At 47.9% G+C, this 21,935-nt stretch carries 13 protein-coding genes; 5 read left to right on the top strand and 8 right to left on the bottom strand.

Annotated elements, in window-relative coordinates; all coding sequences use genetic code 11:
- Positions 1 to 15: 15 nt before the first annotated feature.
- Both PIL01S_RS04270 and PIL01S_RS04275 read right to left on the bottom strand, forming a co-directional pair.
- Positions 16 to 2,100: an acyltransferase family protein gene (locus PIL01S_RS04270; RefSeq protein WP_127536404.1), complete on the bottom strand. Its 2,085-nt coding sequence runs from the start codon at positions 2,098 to 2,100 to the stop codon at positions 16 to 18.
- A 591-nt stretch (positions 2,101 to 2,691) separates the two neighbouring features.
- On the bottom strand, positions 2,692 to 5,328 hold the full coding sequence (locus tag PIL01S_RS04275; RefSeq protein ID WP_127536405.1) for an adenosylcobalamin-dependent ribonucleoside-diphosphate reductase: 2,637 nt from the start codon (positions 5,326 to 5,328) through the stop codon (positions 2,692 to 2,694).
- Positions 5,329 to 5,662: 334 nt separating this feature from the next.
- Between PIL01S_RS04275 and PIL01S_RS04280 the strand changes: the two genes are divergently transcribed.
- The 3 genes from PIL01S_RS04280 (at position 5,663) to PIL01S_RS04290 (ending at position 9,915) form a co-directional block, all read left to right on the top strand.
- Positions 5,663 to 7,423, top strand: a complete 1,761-nt coding sequence (locus tag PIL01S_RS04280) for a DEAD/DEAH box helicase (RefSeq protein ID WP_127536406.1) — start codon at positions 5,663 to 5,665, stop codon at positions 7,421 to 7,423.
- Positions 7,424 to 7,425: 2 nt separating this feature from the next.
- Positions 7,426 to 8,676, top strand: a complete 1,251-nt coding sequence (locus PIL01S_RS04285) for a YqhG family protein (protein ID WP_127536407.1) — start codon at positions 7,426 to 7,428, stop codon at positions 8,674 to 8,676.
- A gap of 180 nt (positions 8,677 to 8,856) precedes the next feature.
- Positions 8,857 to 9,915, top strand: coding sequence for a hypothetical protein (locus tag PIL01S_RS04290; RefSeq protein WP_127536408.1), 1,059 nt, complete (start codon positions 8,857 to 8,859; stop codon positions 9,913 to 9,915).
- 93 nt (positions 9,916 to 10,008) lie between these two features.
- On the opposite strand, the gene PIL01S_RS04295 is transcribed toward PIL01S_RS04290, so the two are convergent.
- Positions 10,009 to 10,233, bottom strand: coding sequence for a YqzE family protein (locus PIL01S_RS04295; RefSeq protein ID WP_127536409.1), 225 nt, complete (start codon positions 10,231 to 10,233; stop codon positions 10,009 to 10,011).
- A gap of 221 nt (positions 10,234 to 10,454) precedes the next feature.
- On the opposite strand from PIL01S_RS04295, the gene PIL01S_RS04300 reads away from it, so the two are divergent.
- Positions 10,455 to 11,216: an N-acetylmuramoyl-L-alanine amidase family protein gene (locus tag PIL01S_RS04300; RefSeq protein WP_127536410.1), complete on the top strand. Its 762-nt coding sequence runs from the start codon at positions 10,455 to 10,457 to the stop codon at positions 11,214 to 11,216.
- Here PIL01S_RS04300 and PIL01S_RS04305 read toward each other — a convergent pair.
- From PIL01S_RS04305 to PIL01S_RS04320, 4 genes are all read right to left on the bottom strand, one after another.
- Positions 11,191 to 12,078, bottom strand: coding sequence for a divergent polysaccharide deacetylase family protein (locus tag PIL01S_RS04305; RefSeq protein WP_127536411.1), 888 nt, complete (start codon positions 12,076 to 12,078; stop codon positions 11,191 to 11,193). The genes PIL01S_RS04300 and PIL01S_RS04305 overlap by 26 nt on opposite strands.
- 141 nt (positions 12,079 to 12,219) lie before the next feature.
- Positions 12,220 to 13,830 carry an extracellular solute-binding protein gene (locus tag PIL01S_RS04310; protein WP_127536412.1) on the bottom strand — a complete coding sequence of 537 codons (1,611 nt, stop codon included), beginning with the start codon at positions 13,828 to 13,830 and terminating at the stop codon, positions 12,220 to 12,222.
- Positions 13,831 to 13,959: 129 nt separating this feature from the next.
- On the bottom strand, positions 13,960 to 14,853 hold the full coding sequence (locus PIL01S_RS04315; RefSeq protein ID WP_371859912.1) for a carbohydrate ABC transporter permease: 894 nt from the start codon (positions 14,851 to 14,853) through the stop codon (positions 13,960 to 13,962).
- Between the two features lie 21 nt (positions 14,854 to 14,874).
- Entirely contained in the window at positions 14,875 to 15,831 is a 957-nt protein-coding gene (locus PIL01S_RS04320; RefSeq protein WP_095358806.1) for an ABC transporter permease, read from the bottom strand.
- A gap of 223 nt (positions 15,832 to 16,054) precedes the next feature.
- Between PIL01S_RS04320 and PIL01S_RS04325 the strand changes: the two genes are divergently transcribed.
- Entirely contained in the window at positions 16,055 to 17,812 is a 1,758-nt protein-coding gene (locus PIL01S_RS04325; RefSeq protein ID WP_127536414.1) for a cache domain-containing sensor histidine kinase, read from the top strand.
- A 79-nt stretch (positions 17,813 to 17,891) separates the two neighbouring features.
- Here the strand turns inward: PIL01S_RS04325 and PIL01S_RS04330 are convergent, their stop codons facing one another.
- Positions 17,892 to 21,698, bottom strand: coding sequence for an S-layer homology domain-containing protein (locus PIL01S_RS04330; RefSeq protein ID WP_127536415.1), 3,807 nt, complete (start codon positions 21,696 to 21,698; stop codon positions 17,892 to 17,894).
- Between the last annotated feature and the right edge of the window lie 237 nt (positions 21,699 to 21,935).

Genomic DNA, 21,935 nt, shown 5'->3' on the forward strand with positions numbered 1-21,935 from the left:
AAGAATAAGTTCAATTTATTTCATGCTGCTTTTGATAAGTGCCGCAAAAGCTTCCGAGCCTTCCTTCGTCAAATGTACGCCATCTTTTTCAAAGTACTCGTCGTGCCCTTCGCTTGCACTGTTCCAATCAATGAGGGAAACATTACTGTAAGATGAGGCTGCTTCGTTCAGTGCTCTGTTAACCGTTCGTTCCCAAGGACGAGGGACCCGGACAGTAACCAGATATACATGATTCTCATCCTTGAGGTAATCCAGCACGGAATCCAGACTTTTGGAATTGAATGAACCGTTGGTTCCCAGCTCAAGGACAACCTGATTGCCAAGTTGGTCGTTTCGTTTAAGCCCATCCAGGACATCGGCTGCCTCCCACATCTGACGACCAACATGACCATCCACGTGTACCCCGGACATATGTTGTTCCAAATAAGGCTTGGCATCCAGAATGACCGAATCCCCTATCACGGTATAGTGGATCTTGCCGTCTTCAGCAGGGGGAGCTTTGTCTCCACCCTCTTGCGAAGCATCTCCTGGCTGATCCGGGTTCCCCGCAGAATCAGTCCCGTTATCATCGGCATGATCCTTATTTCCAGCAGCATCTCCAGCAGTCTGGTTCGGCTCATCAGCGGCCGTTCCATCTCCTTCATCAGATGCCGGTTCCTCCGTTTTGGAAGGCGTATCTGGCTTCGACGTCTGCTCTGCTGGCTTGTCTTGCTGATTGCCACCATCATCTGCAGGCTTGTCATTCTTCTGCGGTGCCGGCTTCTGGCCGGAACCTGCAGTATCAACAGGAGCCGGAAGAACATCCTGTCCGATCTCTTCATGCACAGCATGTTCTCCATTCAATGTGGTAGACATCGATACAGAATGTGAGTCGGAGTTCGCTGCAGAGGAAATCATCATCTGTGACACGGTTAAGCACATAAACAGAGCTGACATCACCACTCCGCCCCGCTTCAACCAGATCTGATGCGTACTAATACCGTTTCGCCCTCTACCCCATAGCCGGGACCAGGTATCACGGAATCCGTTATAGCGGATTGGATTTTCGATAAACTTCAATGATAGCGAAGCCAGCACTACCGTTGCTGCAACCTGCAGAACCTTTCGAACCGGATGTAAACCTCCCGTATCGACCACAGGACTTGTCAGGATGATTACAGGATAATGCCAGAGATAGAGCCCATAGGAACGCTCCCCAATCCATCTCAGCGGTTTTGCACCAATCAGGCGTCCCAGCATCGAAGAGGGATGGGCCAACACAGCGACCAGCAGCGTAGTAGCTATGGCTTGAAGTACCATGCCCCCTTGGTAGAGCGATGGTTCATATTCACTGCTGTTCAGCATCATGTAGACCAGCAGGGCCAGTGCTGCCAAGCCCGATACATCGAGCACGGCTCGATTAAGGTTCGCAAGGGAGGAGGACAGTTTGCGGCTTGGCCACACAACAGCCAGGGCAGCCCCGGCCAGCAAGGCAAAAGCACGCGTGTCCGTACCATAGTACACACGGCTCGGGTCCAGATTCGGATTATATAGAATAGCCATTGCTCCAGCAGATAACTCAGCGGCAACGACAATAAAAACAACGAGCCATCCCTTTCTTTTGAACAGCTTAATTGAAAGGATAAGGAGCAGCGGCCACACCAGGTAAAACTGCTCTTCCACGGCAAGCGACCAGAAATGTCCGAACGGTGATGGAGGACCGAAACTCTCAAAATAGGATACTTGGTGGAAGATATACCACCAATTGCTTATGTATAATACACCCGATATAATGTCCCCACGCAGGGCAGCAAGCCGGGAAGGATCTGTGAAGAGAAGCCAAATCATGACCACTGCAGTCATGGTAAGCATGCCAGGCACGAGACGCCTGATTCGTCTCACCCAAAAATCACCGAGTGATATGCGTCCATGTTCCTGCCATTGGGACACAAGAATATCTGTAATCAGATAACCTGATAAAACAAAGAAAATGCCTACACCGAGCAAACCGCCGGGAATAAAACTCAGATTAAGATGATATCCAATCACAGCAAGCACGGCAATGGCCCGCAGACCATCCAATCCGTTCATATGCCGCCTGTTGTTCAACGTTTGTGACATTCGCGCCCCTCCTTGTTGCTTCGGGCCCACATCGTGGATGTCTGGGGCAGCTGCAAATCAGCTTGGCTTCGCATCGTGATTCTGGTTGTCATTAACATACGTATTGCACCTTTCGTCATTCATTTCCAATATATCGATCAACACTCACGTTTAGCATTATACGCTCAAGCGCAGTGAGATAAATTACAGCAGTAGTTACAAAGTGGTGAAACGATGTAACCTTTCCTGCCAGCTAATATAGCTGTAAAATCATACTCCAAAATTGTCGTTTAATACAGTCTTTTTCTTGGGCTGGGTAATATTACCTCACTACCATATCAATACAAAAAGACCGCCGACTTCCTCAGCAGCCACAATCCATTATAAACCTATCCTCAGCCGGATTGAAAGTTTTGCCCATAAATGCTTCTAGATGCCTAGGTCTCTGGAGGTGAAAAGGACGAATCCTCTTTTATTCCGGGAATCCTCTAGTTGAAATCATCCTCTGAAGCCCGCTGATTCTACGTCAGGTCATACAAAAAGGGCGACCAAAGTGCTGGTCACCCTTAACTGTATTCTACTCATCACATTAACCTGGATGATGTGTATCCTCTAATTACATTTGCTGTATCCACATTGGCTGCAAGTCTTGCAGCCTTCAATATTGATCAATGAAGCTGAACCGCAGGAAGGACACAAATCTCTCGATGCTGTAGAGGTTACTGACGGTTCGCCCACAATCACCGATTCAGAAATTCGATTCACACTCTGGTCTGCCTCTTCATTAGTAGAGGATGCACTCTCTTGAGGGGTGCTCTGTACATGGCTTTCGAGCGCCTTCGCTACTGCATCTGCGATGGACTCTACCCGGTTTACACCAAAGCCAATCGCTCCCGAACCACCGATGCCTTTCAGATGTTTGATAAGAAGTTCGACTTTATGTCCGTGATCACCATATCGCAGGAACAGGGAGCACACTCTTCCCAGCGCTTCCGCCATGGCGAATACATCGGAACCGGCTTTACCCACGTTCAGGAAGATCTCCGCAGGAATGCCGCCCAGGTCGTTGATCGTAATGTAAGCCATGCCAAACGGAGTATTTATTTTGTACGTTGCTCCCCGCAGCACCTGCGGACGACTCTTGTACTGTTTATCCAGTACTTTGGCAGCGGGCGAAGCCGCCACACTTGTTTTGCCCTCGTTCCCTGTCTCCGATGGTGCGGACGTGAAGGCTGTCGTTTCGTTTGCAGCACTCGTTTCTTTTACCGGATCTGTCACACTTGTTTGTTCACTGACTTCGCTCTTCGCCTCTTCCTTCTTCGTCGTGGATAGGACCTGTACATCGCGGCTACCGTCCCGGTAGATCGTGACTCCCTTACAACCGAGATCAAAAGCAAGCTCATACAACTGTGCCGTATCTTCAACCGAAAAATCAGCCGGACAGTTGGCCGTCTTCGAGATGGAGCTGTCCACCCACTGTTGAATCGCTGCCTGTACCCGAATATGATTTTCTGCTGACAGATCCATCGCCGTTACATAATAGTCAGGAAGTTCCTCGCCGGGGTGATCATCCAGCCACTCCTGGGCAATGGGGACAAACTGCTCATCGTAACCGAGCCGGCTTTGACGGAAATATTTAAACGCAAAGTAGGGTTCGATTCCTGTCGACGTACCCACCATCGTTCCCGTACTTCCTGTTGGGGCCTGCGTGATAAGCGTTACATTACGAATGCCTTGCTTACGGATGGCCTCTCCCACTTCCGGATAGGTCCCGACCAGATTTTTCATGAATCCACTCTGTAAATACGGCTCCACTTCAAAGGCAGGGAATGCTCCCTTCTCCGCCGCAATCTCTGCTGATGCGAGGTATGCTTCTTTTGCGATAAAGCCATACAGTTTATCCAGAAATTCAAGCGATTCCGGACTGCCGTACCGGATGCGCAGCTTAATCATCAACTCCGCGAGACCCATCGTGCCTAGTCCAACCCGGCGCTCCCGCTGCTGATTCTTCTGGTTTTCCTCAAAATGATAAGGAGTCGCATCAATCACATTGTCCAAAAATCTGGCCGAAATTCGTGTCGTCTCCGCCAGCTCCTGCCATGCTACATCATGACTGGTTTCATCGTAAAATTTGGATAAGTTGATAGCCGATAGATTGCAGACGCCCCATCCTGGCAGGCCTTGTTCGCCGCATGGATTGGTACATATAATCGGATTAAAATACCAGCTGTTGGACATCTGATTGTAGTACTCCATAAAGACAACACCCGGCTCTGCTGATTTCCAGGCCGATTCGATAATCGTACGCCATATATCCCGGGCCTTTACTGTGCGGTAATGGATAACCTGGTGCCCGGCTTCCTTCCATTGCTGCAGATCCCCGTTCCACTCGTTGTCATAATCGGGATCGCTCGTATCCGGAAAAACAAGTTCCCAGTCCCCGTCCTGTTTGACGGCTTCCATAAATGCGTTGCTCACGCATACGGACAGATTGGCATTGGTGACCTGCCCCATCGTTTGTTTGACGGTAATAAAATCCATCACATCCGGATGCCAGTCGTTCATCATCAGCATAAGTGCTCCCCTGCGGCTTCCTCCCTGTTCAATCAGTCCAGTGGTATAACTGAACAGGCCTCCCCAGGATACCGAACCGCTGGAAGATCCATTGACCCCTTTAACAACGGCACGACGCGGACGGAGTGACGACAGGTTGATGCCAACCCCGCCACCGCGAGCCATAATCTCCGTCATTTCAGTCAACGTTTTCATGATGCCACCCCGACTGTCCTGCGGAGAAGGAATGACATAACAGTTAAAGAGGGTCAGCTCATCGCTAGCACCCGCACCAGCAGCAATTCGGCCTCCCGGAACCAGCTTCCAATCGTCCAGGACAGCCCGGAACTTGGATTGCCACTTTTGCTGTTTTTCCGGAGTGGATTCTACAGATGCCATCGCTCTCGCGAGCCGGTCCCACATCTCCTCCGGTGTTTTTTCTATATTAAGTGTCAGCTTCTCCACTTCCGTCTGGATCGTTTCTCCACTGCGAGTCTTCACTTTCACCATCTGACCCTGCCGTTCCACGATTTCCCCCACTTCCTTTGTCGGAAACTTCGGGTCATCTTTCGTCAGAACGAGTACAACATCTCCTACCTTGGCATGGTTTGGATCAGCATCCTTCCAGGCATAACGGTCCAAAAATATTTTTTCACTTAGTCCTTCCAACTTGTGCGACAATTTGTTCGAATTCATTATGTTTAACAGCCTCCCCAAAAATCCCATTACATTTCTATTATGTGTTTAAATTATGCCAAAACACCACATATAGTGATTTATATTAACTATAGTACACCATATATTGATTTTCCATGTGACTTAAGTCACAGCTGCTCTTTCTATTCACCCTGTACTTGGACTAGCTCACTCTTACGCCATCAGACTCTCTCATTCAAAATTTGTGAATTTTTTTAGACATAAAGGTTCGAATTCGCACCTTATTTGGAGGTTGGTTATGAACTGCCTCTCATTCGTCCATACTATGAGCTACGAATAAAACGTCATCATGTATGGCAGGGGAGGCATCACCATGAACCGGAAACATCCGCTTCACATGAATCAACCTGCAGCAGAACTGCCCGTTCCGCTCGAATTCGATCGCAGCTGGCTGACCCAATTGGAGTCACGGCTCGATAAAGGCGGTCCTTGGGGAGATTACAGACTCTTTCAGCTTGGTATTCAAGCCGAAGAGACCAATCTGATTCCCAATTTTGATGAAATACAGTGTCTGAAGCATTTGCAAGGACTGACGCCGCTTCCGCACCAGATGGACACTGCACGCAAAGTATTATTTGAAATGTCAGGCCGTGCCATTCTTGCCGATGAGGTCGGTCTGGGAAAAACCATAGAAGCCGGTCTGATTTTGAAAGAATATATGGTCCGCGGTCTCGTATCCAAGGTCCTCATTCTCGTGCCTGCATCCCTTGTTCTTCAATGGGTACGAGAGCTGAATTCAAAGTTTGGCATTCCCGCAATTGCACAGAAAAAAGCCTATTCCTGGCAAAATGAAGTGGTTGTGGCTTCCATGGATACGGCTAAGCGAGATCCGCATAAGGACATCTTGCTGAGTACGGACTATGACATGATCATTATTGACGAAGCCCACAAACTCAAAAATAAAAAAACGACCAACTATCAATTCATGCTGAAACTGCGGAAAAAATATTGTCTGCTTTTGACTGCAACACCTGTACAAAATGACATGAGCGAGCTGTTCAATCTCATAAACTTGCTGAAGCCGGGCCAGCTGGGTCGTCAAGGTGACTTTAGTGCCAACTTTGTGGTGGATAAACGAATCCCCAAAAACCAGGAGCAGCTTAAGGACGAATTGTCCAAAGTCATGATCCGGAACCGCCGCGGTGAAGGACCAGTACAGTTCACCAAGCGGAATGTTTCCAATGTGAATTTGCAGCTATCTCCTGAAGAACAGGCACTCTATGATGGGGTAACTTCCTTTGTTAAAGATCAATATCAGGAGGCTGGTGGAAACCTGAGCAGCATGCTCTCCCTTGTTACGCTGCAGCGGGAAGTGTGCAGCAGCCGGGATGCAGTATTTGTTACGTTGGTCAATCTGTCCAAGAAGCTCCCGCTTGACTCCCCGCTCCGGGACAAAATTTGGGATCTGGTTGCCCATATCAAGGCCATTAAGGAAAATACGAAGGCCGAGAAAACGATGGAACTGATTCGAAACATGAATGAGAAAGTCATCATTTTCACCGAATACCGGGCCACGCAGGAGTATCTGCTGAATTATTTTCGCAACAACGGACTCACTGCTGTTCCTTATCGTGGCGGCATGAACCGGGGGAAAAAGGACTGGATGATGGACCTGTTCCGAGGTCGTGTTCAGGCCATGATCGCAACCGAAGCTGGTGGTGAAGGCATTAACCTTCAATTTTGCCACCACATGATTAATTTCGACCTGCCCTGGAACCCGATGCGTGTAGAGCAGCGAATTGGCAGGGTACATCGGCTGGGACAGCAAAATGACGTCAATATCTACAATCTGTCGACGACAGGCACAATTGAAGAACATATTCTGAATCTGCTGCATGAAAAGATCAACATGTTCGAGATGGTTATCGGCGGACTGGACGTTATTCTGGAACGCCTGGAGAAAAAGGAATCCATCGAAAAGAGTCTCTATAAAATCATGCTCGAATCCCAGAACGAAGATGACATTCGCCGGAAAATGGATTCGCTTGGACAATCACTGAATTCCATTCAGCGTGAAGTCGCCGATGAAGTGCCGTCCGTCTCCCTTCTGGATCTGGGAAAAGGAGGACACTGACCATGACCATGTCACCCCAAGAAGTTCAAGCCTATGTGACAACCTATCTCGAAGCCATGGAATGCCAGATCATGGAGCGTTCTCCTGCACATATAACTGTTAAACTATCGCCGGAAGCCGACAAGGCTCTAACCAACCGTCCGTACTATTGGGGATTTGTTGAGCGCACTGGAGCTCCGGCGGAGACGATGTCCTTTACGTTCGTATTTGATCCGGCAGCGCATCAGCAAGCCATCGAGGCAGCAGAAGCCAGAGCCGCTCAGGCATCTCCCTCGCTCTCTGCAAGTCAGAGCGGACCTGTCGGCCCAGGCAGCGCCGGGTCTGGTTCCGGACCAGATGCACCTAAAGAAACCATTCTTGGCCGCTATTTCGGCATTACTCCAGCTCTGCCACAGCTCGGGCCCGGCCGCATCCTGCGTGAAGATGTCGTCTATGGCAGTCGCAGACTGCAGCAGATATTCGAGGCAGCCCGTGAAGGCGGCGCATTCGTGAACCTGTTTGAGCAGGCACCCAAACGTCAGCTGCGCGCTGCCGCACCAGCTGTATATGAACCATGGCTTGGTGTATGTTTCAAAGTGGAATTCGCCTGTGATTTGAAACGGGAGGAGCTCCATTTTCTTGGTATCTCCCTTCGCACAGGTGAAATTATCGAACAATTCGGTTCCAAGCTGAACCGGCGAGACCTCAGCCCAAGGCTGGCTGAGAACATGCATGTCCAGACAGCCAAGGTATCGCTGTCGGATGCTGGAGCAGCACTCGAGAAACACCTTACCAGGCGGCTGCTGGAACTGGATTATGGTTGGGCTGAACAAGCCAAGGCACGACTGGACCTGGAACTCGCTGTGGTTGATGCGTATTACGAAGCCGTACTTAGGGAGGATACGCCTGAGGTTGAGTTAGACGACAATTCCACAGGAGATGGTCGTGATTCTGCTTCCACCGGGCAAGAGCTCGGGACTAATTCCATGAGAATTCAGTCTATTGCAGATGATCACTCCCATGTCCCTCCTGTGAATCGAATATCCGCAGGTATGGCTGGATTGGAGACACACTCGGATGCCGAACTTGCTGCTGAACAGGCTGTCCCTTTGGATGAGGAAACGGATACCGAGCAGGAGAAGGCACGCCAGGCAGTTCTGGACCGTGAAGCGATGAAACTGCAATACGAAACCCGCCGGACAGAAATGATCTGGCAGTATGAGCCCAAAGTGAAGGTCACGGCCATAAGCACCGGCATGTTTCATTTAAGATAGACGCAGACACTACTTTTCCAGCAAATGACGGCAAAAGTAGTGTTTATTCATGAGTAGCCACCCGACAGGTTGCAGCAACCTTTGCATGGCTTGTCCACTAGAATGAACCTAGAAGTGATCGTGCAGCGAATAATCGTCCCTGTTCGTCATAATGTACTCCAGAAAAAGAAGGTGTTAATTATGAACCAAATCTTCCATAGGCCATGGCTTGTCATCCGCCGGGCAGCAGGCGTGGGTGTCATGTGCCTTTTGGGTTTAACTACGTTGTCCACAACATTGCAGGCAGAAGATGTCTTAGGTTTGCAAGCAGCCACCACAGAACTTTCCTACCAGTTAACGACGGCAAAAAGCGATGCTTCCCATGCATCTGACAAGTTTGCTCCTGCTGTTGTTCAGCAGTTTGCTCTTCAACAAGTCAAGGCCTTGGGCTCCTTACAAAAGATGGACCAAGGCTGGAACCAGGCGCAGCTAGACTTTACGCCTCTTGGTCCCGGAACGCACAGCTGGCTTGTAAACGCTCATATCGATGGAACATCTGTTGGATATATGATCATTACAGCTAACCGTACAGGGAACCTGCAGCTAAGCGAGTACGGACAGGGAGAACAAAATCCGTATGACCTCTCTCTGCTGCTGCAGTCTCTTCAACGACATCATCTGAATCTGGAGGAATTGTCACATGCAGAAGACATCCAGTTACGTTATGCCTCCCCTCTTCTTGCCTATTGGAAAGTAGAACAATCCGGTGCTGGCACCATCTATATTGATGCAACCAACGGTGACACTTTACCGAATGGTGCTGTAAAGGCCATTGAGCGTGAATCTCGGGTTGAACATACTCGACTGCCTTCTCCTACGCTATCCGTGTCTGTACAACTCCAATCCAGAACAGATGAGGTGCCCAAGATTCCAGCCTTTTCAGCGGATCCGATCTACGTGCAACCGGATTTTAATCCTGCCGAAAATCTCTTGTGGATTACTTCGGAAGCCGTCCCTGTAAGAAGTTTGCAGCCGTTGATACAGCAGTGGAAAAACCATCAGGCCGTTGTCTTTTCGGCAGATGAGCGCAATGTATTATATGGAGGCCCTCTTCCTGTTACCGGATATCAGATTTGGAGAATGGATGATGGTTCGGAGCAAATGGAATATGTAGCGATTGGGGGACACTCTTCCGTAAAACGTTTCGTTCCGATCGACACGTTAATGAACGACGGTCATTTTTATACTTTCAAGCCGTGAAGCCGTGAGTTTTGTCAAGCTAACACAAATAAGACGCCTTCCTCTGATTTCAAAATCAGGAACGCGTCTTTTTATATTGTGGCTAAAAGCCGTTTATCCCTTTCCAGAGGAGCTTCGTTTATGCATTTTCCCACGTGGATCTAGTGCTTTTTCCTTTTTTCCTACCCACAATGATACGGCAAAGGGGAGCATGCCAAACCATTTCATCGCCCAGGGCTCTTTTACCTTGGAACGCCCTTTCCGCTCTTCCTTCGGTGTATCCATAAAATGAACAACCCGCTGCGTAATATACTTCACCAGCTCATCACTTTTGGCCATCCATCTCTGCCTCCTTCTTTAGCTGAGCCATTGTGCAAACTGCTCAACTGTAATGTGCAAGCTTACGATACATCTATTGTGTGCAGAACGGTCCATACATAAACATTTTTTTTGCTGCTAGGAGTATGAAATAACCAAGAATGCACAGTCTAATGCCAAAGGTATCCATCCTAATACGCTATTGCAAGAGATGCCTATGAGAAAAAGGAGCGTGCATATACATGGTTAAGCTGCTATCTGCATTAGTGGCATGGCTGATCGGGTTCAATACTGTATTAATGTTACCTGCGCAAGCAACCTCCGCGGTTATTGCGTCATCCTACCCCAACCAAAAATCAGTAAGTCCTTCCCTGCTGCCTGTAACGGATGGTGACAGTTATCGTTCCACGCACCATGCTTTTGCAGCTCCTGTCATCCTGCTGGATGTGGGACACGGGGGTATTGATGGGGGTACGTCAGAAAATGGGGTGCTTGAAAAAGACATCAATCTGGCGATCAGTCAAAAGGTGTACCTCCTGCTTCGCAGCAAAGGATATGCTGTCATCATCAACCGGCTGGGGGATTATGCCCTTAGTGACGAAAACCGCTGGCTGAACAGCAGATCCCGTCATCGCAGGGATCTGGCACAGCGCAAGAGTCTCAGCGAAGAAGTAAGCACGGATATTGTGGTCAGCATTCATGGAAACTGGAGTCCCAAATCGTCTACAAGGGGACCCGTTGTCCTTTACCAGAATGAAGGCAGAAGCTACCTTCTGGCAGCCTCCATCCAGAACGAGCTTAATCATCTCTATGGTACTCGGCGCGAGGTTGTTTGGGGCAAGCCTTTCTATCTGCTGAATCAGATCAAACACCCGGCCGTTATCGTTGAAACCGGATTTTTGAGCAATGCAGAAGACCGGGCTATGTTGAATAATCCGGCAGAGCAGAAACGCATTGCCCAGTCCATTGCCGATGGCATTATTTATTATTTGTCGGTAGTGTAGGGGCAGCGTGCCAGTGCCATACTTCACGGACCAGATCACCGATGCCAACAAACTCGATCTCACCCTTCAGCCGTGTGACGGATTCGCGAACAACGCTGGATGTATTTAGTCCCGTCTGACCCACATGTCCAATGACAACGCACATATTCTTCTCGAGGGCTCGCTTGGCTGCCAATTCCATCTGGTGACTAATATGCGGCTTAGAATTCTGGTCATCCAGAAATATATCGTTGCCAACCGGAGGCATGTTTTTGGAAACGGCGAGTTCACCCACAACCGAACGGAAATTGGTACGACTGTCTACAAAAAACAGTCCTCGTTCCCGGCAAACATCAAGCACAATAGACATGATTCGTTTGTCTGAAGTAACTTTAGAGCCCATATGATTGTTCATACCGATGGCGTAGGGAACATCATCAATCGCTTTCTCCACTCGTTCGCGGACCTCAGCATCCGTTAGATTGGATGTGATCGCACCAGGACCGAGCCATTCAGGTCTTCCTGATTTGGGTTCCATGGGCATGTGTACGATGACATCCATCCCTTTTTCATGTGCAGCGATAGCGTCTTTTTTGGTGGTGGACAAAAACGGCATGACGGCAAGCGTCAGCTTGACGGGCATGTCCAAAATCTCCGTCGTGCCTTTCATATTGTTGCCCGCATCATCAATGATGATCGCCATTCGTTTCGGCTGTGATTGGGATGGAGTCATTACCGCTGCCTGCGCAGGTTCTGTGACCAGTGATTCTGCATTACAGGTAAACGAGTTCACTCCATAAGTAATAAACAGCATACTCACCATCAACCATGCAGTTCGAATCGTCCATGTACTGGACTGTACTTTTCGTTTGGCCTTTTTCATCCATCGTTCCCTCCCTTGTTCGTTCCCCTCATTATTTGAACAATGAAGAAGGAATATGTTAGACAAAAAAAGCCTGTTCCTTGCATAAGAAAAAGCCCTCCTTTCGGAGAGCCTTCCACAATATCGTCCATTCCGTCCAGCTTACTTGGTTCCCCATACCTCCATGCGCTGAGCGTATTTCTGGTTGATAATATCCTCGACTTTCTCATCCCCTGCCTTTTTCATATCCTCGAGCATTTTGTCAAATATGGCATTGGCCTCTGCTTCAGTCGGGGCAATAATGGCTCTGGTAATGCTCTGGTCCATAATATCCTTGACCTTTTGTGCTGTCAGGGCTTCTGGTGTTCCCCCATCCGGATTGAGGTTATCATATTCAGCGGTATCCCATACCGAATCGCCCAGGCTCTTGATGGCTAGTTCATCTACTTCGCTGCGCTGATATTTGACGGCCATGTCGTACGGCTGACCGTTCGGATCCAACCCATTTTTGATAAACCATAGCCATTTACGAACCCCGCTGGTTTTCACCGTTTCATCCCAGTTATCCTTGAAGCTCTGCAGGAATGCGGGATCGGGTTGACGTTTGCCATCCACCATGGTGTATTGTTCGCCTTCCTTACCCCATAGGAGCAAGTGCTGTCCTTCATCACTCGCCAAATAGTTGAACAGCTTCATCGTTTCTTCCGGGTGTTTATTATTTTTGGTTATGGCAATGGCATCCCAGCCGAGCGAGCTTCTCGGTCCAAAGGTCGTTTGGGCCGGGTCTACACCAGGAGCTACGACTTTATATGCGAATAATTGATTCTTCTCACCGCCATCCTTCTTCAATGCGGCATTGCCGTTGCCCGGATCCCAGTACGCGCCTGGTGTGGAGAATACCGCACCTGTTGTTAGCTTCTGAATCCATGTTTGCGTTTTGCTAATGGCGAATTCCTTCTCAATCAATCCTTCTCGATATAGACGATTCATATATAACAGCATTTCACGATACTTCGGATCTTTGACATCATATTGCAATCTACCATTATTATCGTAATAGGTTTTTAAACCCCACATGCCCTTGAAGGTACCCAGATTCGCCCCCATATTCTCGCCATTCATCGTCATGGGAACCGACTCTTTACCATCAATCGTGCTGTATTTCTGTTTAAACTGTTTAAGCAGTGCTTCAAACTCATCTGTCGTGAGCGGCTCGGATCCATCCGCTTTCTCAGGAGCAAGCTCCTCCAGCAGGCTTTGCCTCATCAGCATACCGAAGACTGGATCACTGTCGAGTCCGTACCAGTTTGCCAGATAATAGTTTTTGCCGTCCGTATAACGTGTCTTGATCAACGTGTCCCCGTACATTTCCTTTAAATCTGCTCCATATTCCTCAATTAACTCATCCAGCGGAATGAAGGCTCCGCTAGAAATATATTTGTCCAGTGAGGCATCTCCCCGGCTCATCACCACGACATCGGGGTAATCTCCGCTCGCCAGCATCAAGCTCAGCTTCTCCGTCGGATTTCCCGTCGGCTGCTGTATGGAGATCTCTATTCCGGTTTTTTCAGTGATTTGCTGTGCAACCGCATCAGTGAATGGCTCACCTTTGGTATTACCATCAAACCAGGTCAGCGTGATCGGGCCTTGTTCAGCCCCTTTTTCATCTGTACTTGCGCTACCTGTCCCCTCGCTAGAAGAACAGCCCGCAAGCAAACCCACGACTAATGCAGCAGTAATACCCATAACCATCCATGTTTTTGTCTTTTTCATTGACACCCTAATTCCTCCCAATGAATGAAGTGACTTGCGTGTATTATGGAGCAAACCAATGAAGCTGTACCACCCCCCTTTCAGGAGTGCCCGCCGAGAGTTCTTCTCTGGCAGCCAGACCAGCAATGATTAACTCTTTACTGCTCCGAGCGTCATGCCTTTGACAAAATACTTCTGTAAAAACGGATAGACGAGAATGATTGGCAACGTAGCAACCATGGTCGCAGCCATTCGTATGGTGTCACTCGAAACAGCATTTCGCTTGGCTGAGTTGGCCAGCATCTGCGTTTGTGAGATCATCCCACCGGTCTGAAACTGACTCAGGATTTTGACAAGTACGGCTTGTAAGGTTTTCAAATCTGAGCTGTATGTGAATGCATAAGAGTCAAACCAGGAGTTCCAGTGTCCAATGGCCTGAAATAATCCCACTGTCGCGAGTACAGGCGTGGTCAGCGGCATAACAATTCGGAAAAAAATCGTAAGATCATTAGCTCCGTCGACCTTGGCTGATTCCTCAATCTCATGAGGAAGCTGCTCCATGAATGTTCGTACAATAATCATGTAAAACACATTCATCAGACTGGGCAGAATGAAGACGGAGAACGTATCAATCATGTTCAGCGCTTTGAGTACCATGTAATAGGGAATCAATCCGCCGCCAAAATACATCGTGAATATGAAGTACAAATTCCAACCCTTGCGCCCCACCAAATTCCGCCGGCTCAGCGGATACGCCAGCATCGTGATAACCAGCACCGAGAGCGGTGCACCGATCAGCGTTCGTTTGACTGTGACCCACAGCCCATTCAAAATCTCACTGTCTTTTAAAATCTGGCTGTAGCTGTCCAAGGTAGGCACGCGTGGCCACAAATAGACGCCGCCCCGAACCGTATCTTCCGCGCTATTCAAGGAGAGGACAAGTATATTCCAAAAAGGCAGAAATGTAACCAGTAAAACCAGGACCAGAATGAGATATACAAAGAACTTAAATATCCGATCACCGAATTTGTTCATTAACATCATGAGCACTCCTTTCCTTCTTGGTTAGAACAACGCCTGATCATTCACCTTTCTTGAGATCCGGTTCACAATAACAACGAGTATGAAAGCAACGACAGATTTGAACATTCCAACGGCAGCTCCGTATGAAAACATGCTGTTCTGCAAGCCGTATTTGTAGGCATAAATATCGATGACTTCCGAATACTCAAGTACAGTGTTGTTTTGCAGGAGATACTGCTGTTCAAAACCCGCATTCAGAATTCCGCCGACCGCAAGAATAGCCAGTATGACAATGGTTGGACGCAAAGCCGGCAGAGTAATATGCCACATTTGCTTAAATCTGCTCGCCCCATCTACCCTAGCAGCTTCATAAAGTTCAGGGTTAATGGAGGAAATGGCCGCAAGATACATAATGGCACTGAAGCCCATCTCTTTCCACATGTTGGACAAGGCGATAATCCACCAAAACAAAGGTCCATTTTGCAGGAAAGCGATCGGATCATCCACAATACCCAGCAGCACCAGAATATTATTGAGCATACCGTCTGAAGCCAGGAGCGTAATGACAATATTGGCCGCAATAACCCACGAGATGAAGTGGGGCAAATAGGATACCGTCTGTACAAAACGCTTGAAAAATCCCTGTCTGGCTTCATTCAGGACAAGCGCAAGGATGATTGGCGCAGGAAACCCGAACAGCAGTGTGAGCAAGCTCGTTGCGAGTGTATTGCGCATAACCCGATAGAAATCCCCTGTTGTGAAGAAATATTCAAACCACCGGAAGCCTACAAACTCCGCATGAAAAAACTGCCTAAAAAAAGACTCCCCTCCCGGCTGATAATTCGTAAATGCCATATACAGTCCGAACATGGGACCATAGGAAAACAGCAAGGTTGCAACGAAGGCAGGCAGCATAAGCACGAATAACCATTTTTGTTCTTTTAGTCTGCTGATCAGATTATTGCTCCTGACTGTTTTGATAGCGCTTACCTTATGCATCAGATGCCCTCCCCTTTCTTTATACCATCATGATTGGCCTGATTCAGATTCAGCTGATTACCTTTTTATCTTAATTTTGATAGCGCTTGCTTTCCATACTTCAATTCTCCGATAAATGCCGCTTTTTAAAGATGTTTTCGGTGAAAACCGTTATTGGATTTCCATATTTGGTCTGCTATGATGAACTCTATGTAAACACTTTCAATTGAGAGAGGGCTGCTCCATGCGTCCATTTTACCGAAAATACATTTACATGCCTTTTGTTGATTTAAGCTTCAGATCCAAACTCTTTCTTGTTTTTGTGCTGGTCACCATTATCCCGATGATGCTGCTGGTTTATTTCTCGTTCGAACTTACCAAATCCAAGCTGACGGAACAGCTGTACATCAACATGATGAATTCAACCGCCCAGATTGCCAAAAACCTGGAAAACAAACTCGATAGCTATGAACATATTTCGGCTTCCATTTATCTGGATAATCGACTTGCCAATTACCTGACAACAGAGTATCAGGATGATCCTTCCTATCTGGATGTTTATAATTACATTGGCAATCGCATCGATACCATTATGGCTGCCTACCCTGATTTTGATAGCGCATTCATTTATTCAGACAATCCGTCTTTGCCCAAAGATAACTACTATATCAAGCCCATTACACCCGAAGTTCAGGAGACCGAACTGGTCCAGAAGCTGAAACAGTCGTATGGTAATATCATTCACCTCTCCTCCCCGCAAACGGCGAATGGACCTGCTATGTTTACTCTTGCGAGGCTGCTGAATAATAATAGCAATCAATATCCATATGGGATGCTGGTATTCCAAATTTCCGAGTCGGTTATCTATTCGTTAATGGAGAAGGAAGCCGGAGGCAAAGATATTTTTATCATGAATGACCAAGGCGTTATTCTATCTTCTGCGGATAAAAAATTAATCAATACCCGGCTGCCAGAACTGCTTGATCCACATTTTGATGACTCTCTTTCCGGCAGATTCGACACGACCTATCAGGGCGTCAAAGCACTCGCCGTCTATAACACGCTCAAAAATGGCTGGAAGACCGTCTCCATCTTCCCATATGAAAGTATTATTCAAGATGCCAAATCACTGTCGCAGCTTATTATTAAAGTGTCCCTTGCCTTTATTGGTGTGGCCCTGCTGCTCATTTATATTACGGCCTCACTGTTCAGCAAACGCATCCGGACCTTAATCCGTATGATTCGCCGGATTGAACGTGGAGACTTCACTCCAACACATGAGGAACAATTGGGCAGTGATGAGATTGGACAGCTTCACTTCGCATTCCAGCAGATGACGATCCGGTTGAGAAGTCTCATCACCGAGGTATATCAAAAAGAACTGCAGAGCAAAGAAGCCGAGCTCGATCTTTTGCAGGCCCAGATTAACCCTCATTTTCTGTATAACACCCTGGGCTCGATCTCTTCTCTCGCGATTAAACATCAGGACCCGCAAATTCAGGAGATGGTATTAAATCTCGCCAAGTTTTATCGGATATCCCTAAACAAAGGAAAAAGTGTTCTGACCATTAATGAGGAGTTAAAATTAACGCAAAGCTATAACGCCATCCAGCTGATCCGATTCAAGGGGCAGTTAAATTTTATTTATACTATCGATCAGGCGATTTTACCCTACTCCACGGTTAAGCTTGCTCTCCAGCCATTTGTTGAAAATGCGATTATTCATGCCGTTTGGAATCAGGAAAGGCCGCTCAATATTCATATCAAGGGGGGCTTCGAAAATGACTCGATCATCCTCTCCGTCATGGATGACGGGATGGGCATGTCGCGTGAAACCCTTCTATCTCTACTTGAAGACAAACCAGGACGGGGATATGGTATTTCCAACGTGGACCGGCGGATTAAGCTGAAGTTTGGAGAGAATTACGGTGTCTACGTATACAGCAGATTGGGTGCGGGGACGACTGTGCAAATCATCCTTCCACAAAATGCCCTTTTATAACAATCATGAATGCCATTGTACTATTCTCTACAAAAATACGGAAATAGGGCTGCGGAATTGCTCCGCAGCCTTTGACGTTTTACTTCAGAATCAAATTGTAGATGACCTGTGCCGCTTCTGCCCGGGATGCAATCCCTTTGGGCTCAAACTTGGCATGTCTGTTTCCTTGAATCAGGCCCCGATTGGCTGCTTCAGTTACTGAATCAGCTGCCCATGGTGAAACCAGATTCATATCGCCGAATATGGTACCGTTGGTATTAACAGGCTCCTGATCCTTCCCCAAGGAATAGCCCTTCATTACCATGACTGCCATTTCCTCGCGAGTAATCGGCAGATCAGGTTCGAAGGCATCCCGACTTTTGCCGCTTACAATCCCTGCCTTGTACGCGATGGAGATGGGCGCAGCATACCAGCGATCTGCCGCTACATCGCGAAACTCCATTTCCCCGGCTGTGGTCAGTCCCAGGGAATGTACAAGCATTGAAGCGAACTCGGCCCTCGTGACCTCACGGCCTGGTTCAAACAGGCCTGCATGTGTACCTTGAACAATCAGCTTGGCCGTCAACTCATGAATAACAGGACTCGCCCAGTGGTAAGCAGGGACATCTGTGAAGGAGCGCTCCAGCTCCAATACAGCATATGTGCCGAATTCACTGATTTCCCCTGTCAGCACATTCGCTGCATATTCACCTCGGACAAATTCAAGCTTACCTTTATTTCCAATCTCATACATACCACCCTTAGACGTATCGAAACCTTCCACCGCATGCAGACTCAACACGACGGGCTTATCAAGCTTGGAGAGTGTTTCGTTTAACCCTGATTTGCTCTGAATGGTTATACTGGATTCGTAGATTTCACTCTTCAATGAAACCTTGGCTTGCGTCATGTCCTGTGCTGCGGCAATGATCTCATTACCTTTACTGCCAAGTGCAACCATCTTGAGAGAGACGATGCTGCCTTCCTGATGCTGTTCTGGCAGCTTATTCATAAGCTGCTGAAGCACTTCTGCAGGAATTTGAAGGCTTAGCTTGCCCAATTTCAACACCAGTGCGTGGTTTCCAAGCTGCTTGACAACAGCTGAGGATAACTGCACTTCCTGCGTGTCAGCCTTGATTTCCACTACGGCTTGACCTGACTCGTTGTTCGTTTCCAGCATATCTGCTGTGATGGACAGGGTTGTAGTCACACTTTCTTGATTACCATTGCTCTCATTTATGCTGCTGCCATGAGTATTGCCAGTGCTTCCTGAGTTTCCTGGCACTCCAGGGTTCCCAGGGTTCCCTGGATTCCCCGGGTTGCCCGGATTCCTCGGATTGCTCGGATTGCTCGGATTATCCTTCATTTCCGTCAATTTCACCAGTCTTGATTCAGCTGCTTCCAGCGTAACCGACCATGAACCCGATACGGACGAAACTTCGCCTGTCCAGAGGTCTTTTAGCGAATACGTTTGGGCTGCATTCAATCCGGCACGCTCCAAGTCGATCGTCCGCTCAGCGGAACTGTTCGCACTGTAGCTAAATAAGGCAAGGTAATAATCATCCCCATCCTTCAACACAAACGTATCCGCAGCATTCGCGTTGGTGTTGCCTTCAAGAGGCCTGAAAACTTTCCCTTTCCTCGCAACATTTAGAACATCCGTATTGTTGTACAGTGCTGTCATGTACTCCTGAGCCTTGGGATCATTCACATCATCGGAAGCCATCATGACCGTTCCCGCAATGACACCCGAGTTCACCCGGCTGCGGGCTTCCGTCAGACTTGAGGCTTTGGCCAGCACCAAATGGTCAGGGTCGGTATAGGAATATATGGTTCCATTTTGCCAGAAGCCGTAGGTCAGCGAGTTTAACATGTATTCTGTCTCGTTAATGCTGCCGTACGAATCGCATGAGATGCGTCTACTGTGCGCATATTGGCTTGGAAAGATCGGAGCAATGGAGGCACTGATGAACATTTTTCCGTCCAATCGCTTTTCCACATAACGCATACCTTGATTGTAAGCCTGAATGCCGGTGGTTACTTTCTCATCATAATGCTCCCCTTCCAGAGAACCGTGAGTCAGAAAATCCAGTTTGATGTAGGTGAAACCGAGATTTTTGAACTTATCCAGAAAATAATCCATCCGCATCTTGGCTCCGGGATGTGTCACGTCCAGGGGATAAGCCCCGTCCAGGGTAGGCAGCGGTTTGCCGGTAGAGTCCTTAAGCACGATATCGCCATAGGTATATTGGTTGTTGGTGCCTTCGACCGTCTGACTCATATTGTTTCCCCAATACACGAATGGTGCCCAATAGATCCCCGCATGCTGACCGTTGCCCTTTATAACGGATACAGCCTGTGCAAGTTCTTCATCGCTCAGGTTATCCCAGTAGGAATCCATGTTGATAAATACATTGCCCTCGTTATTAAAGTTCTCTAGGTTGTTCTTAAAATAGTTGGAGACATCCACAACGTTCTGATAAGACAGTATACTGCCATACGCTCCCCAGCTATTCCATCCAAAGGGAACGCCTTGCGGAAGTTCCGGATTTAATTCCAGTGGTGGCGTGATGATTGCATTGGCCTTACCGTATTCTTCAAGACCTGTCCGGTAATCACTGAACCCTCCCACCATAATCAACGGCGAGGACAGCTCCGTTCCCGTCAGACTGCCATGCGACTGGGTGTCTCTTGTTACATCAGTGGCAGCTCCGCCATATACGGAAAGTTCATGAATTCGGTTGGCAGATCCTTGCCAATCAATACCTGTTTTCCAAGTATCATGTGTTACCGAACCAATCACCAATCCATTACGTGTTGCGTTATTGAAGATGGCCGTCATTTCATAACTTGTATCTGTCCGGTTCATGGTTTGAGATTTATACCTAATCCAGGCATCATTGTCAAAAGGCACGGTGAGTATACGATTATCCGAGCTATCACCGATGTCCACCCCACCTGTATTGGTCACCGTAATCGGGGACATGTAATTCGTATGAATCTCCGTTTCCCCAATAGCATTTAAACCGGTCAGAAAATACGCCTTATCTTCATAGAAACGATACACCTGTTTCAACGTCGGTTTACCAGCAGATGTGTGGACAAATGAAAGCTCGATGCCTTTGCCAAATCCGTCTTCCAGTTCTATCGGTGTGCCAGTAGTGGTATGGTTCTCATAATCTTTGCTCTGCACGAGAGACTCATCACCGAGTTTCATGCTGCTGTATACGCCCCGAAGCTTCTGACCGTCAGCCCAGCTGTAACCAACCAATCCTGACTGGGTATTATAAGTTACTTCATAATGTTCGTTTGCCACGAGAAAACCGTACGTATAATCCGTTACCGATATTGCTCCATATTGATGTGTATCACCTGGTGTACCCAGGTCTTCTTCTCCACCGGGATTCCCGGGCTCTGTCTCACTATCATCCAATCCGGCAATGACAATTTTGTCGATATCAGGTGAATACCAATGGTTGTCATCGATCAGGATCGAGTTACTCCCTGCGTTCAAGGGCAGCGTAACATCATATGTGCCTACGGTATCCCAATCCGCAGTCTTCGGTGGTTCTTCGAATTGTTTTGCCCCGCCGTTGGCACTTATGTTGAACGGCCGGGGATCACCCGAAATGTAATAAACGACAACTTTATAATTTCCCGACTCGTTTACGATCACGTTATTGAATTGCAGCGAACTGCCTTGGTACATACCTCCGACCTTCTTGCCCCCCGATGCAGACGGGCTATCCGATACACTCGCATTTCCACTCAGCGTATTCCCATCCGCTTCGGCTTCATAGCTGTTAGGATCACTGGCACTTACCATGGCTGCCGTTGGACCGATACCTGTCACCAGACAGAAGATCAAAAGGATTATAAAGGATTTTTGCAGGACTCGTTCTAACATAACATCCCTCCAGCTTCAATAATTAGGCTAATGTCAGATTTGCATGGATGATGAAGCAGTGAATAACGTTTTTATGAAATCGCTTTCAATTTATGGTTTAGTTTCTCATCCTCCTTTGTGCTTCCGATGTAATAAGGGCTGGTTATTCGTTACATGCCTAATTGTAAAAAGAGCGACAGGAATGATCCATATCGCAATGTTACGATTCATATTTGAATTTCTCTCTTTTACACAACA

The sequence above is a fragment of the Paenibacillus illinoisensis NBRC 15959 genome, from assembly GCF_004000925.1.
Lineage (GTDB): Bacteria > Bacillota > Bacilli > Paenibacillales > Paenibacillaceae > Paenibacillus > Paenibacillus illinoisensis.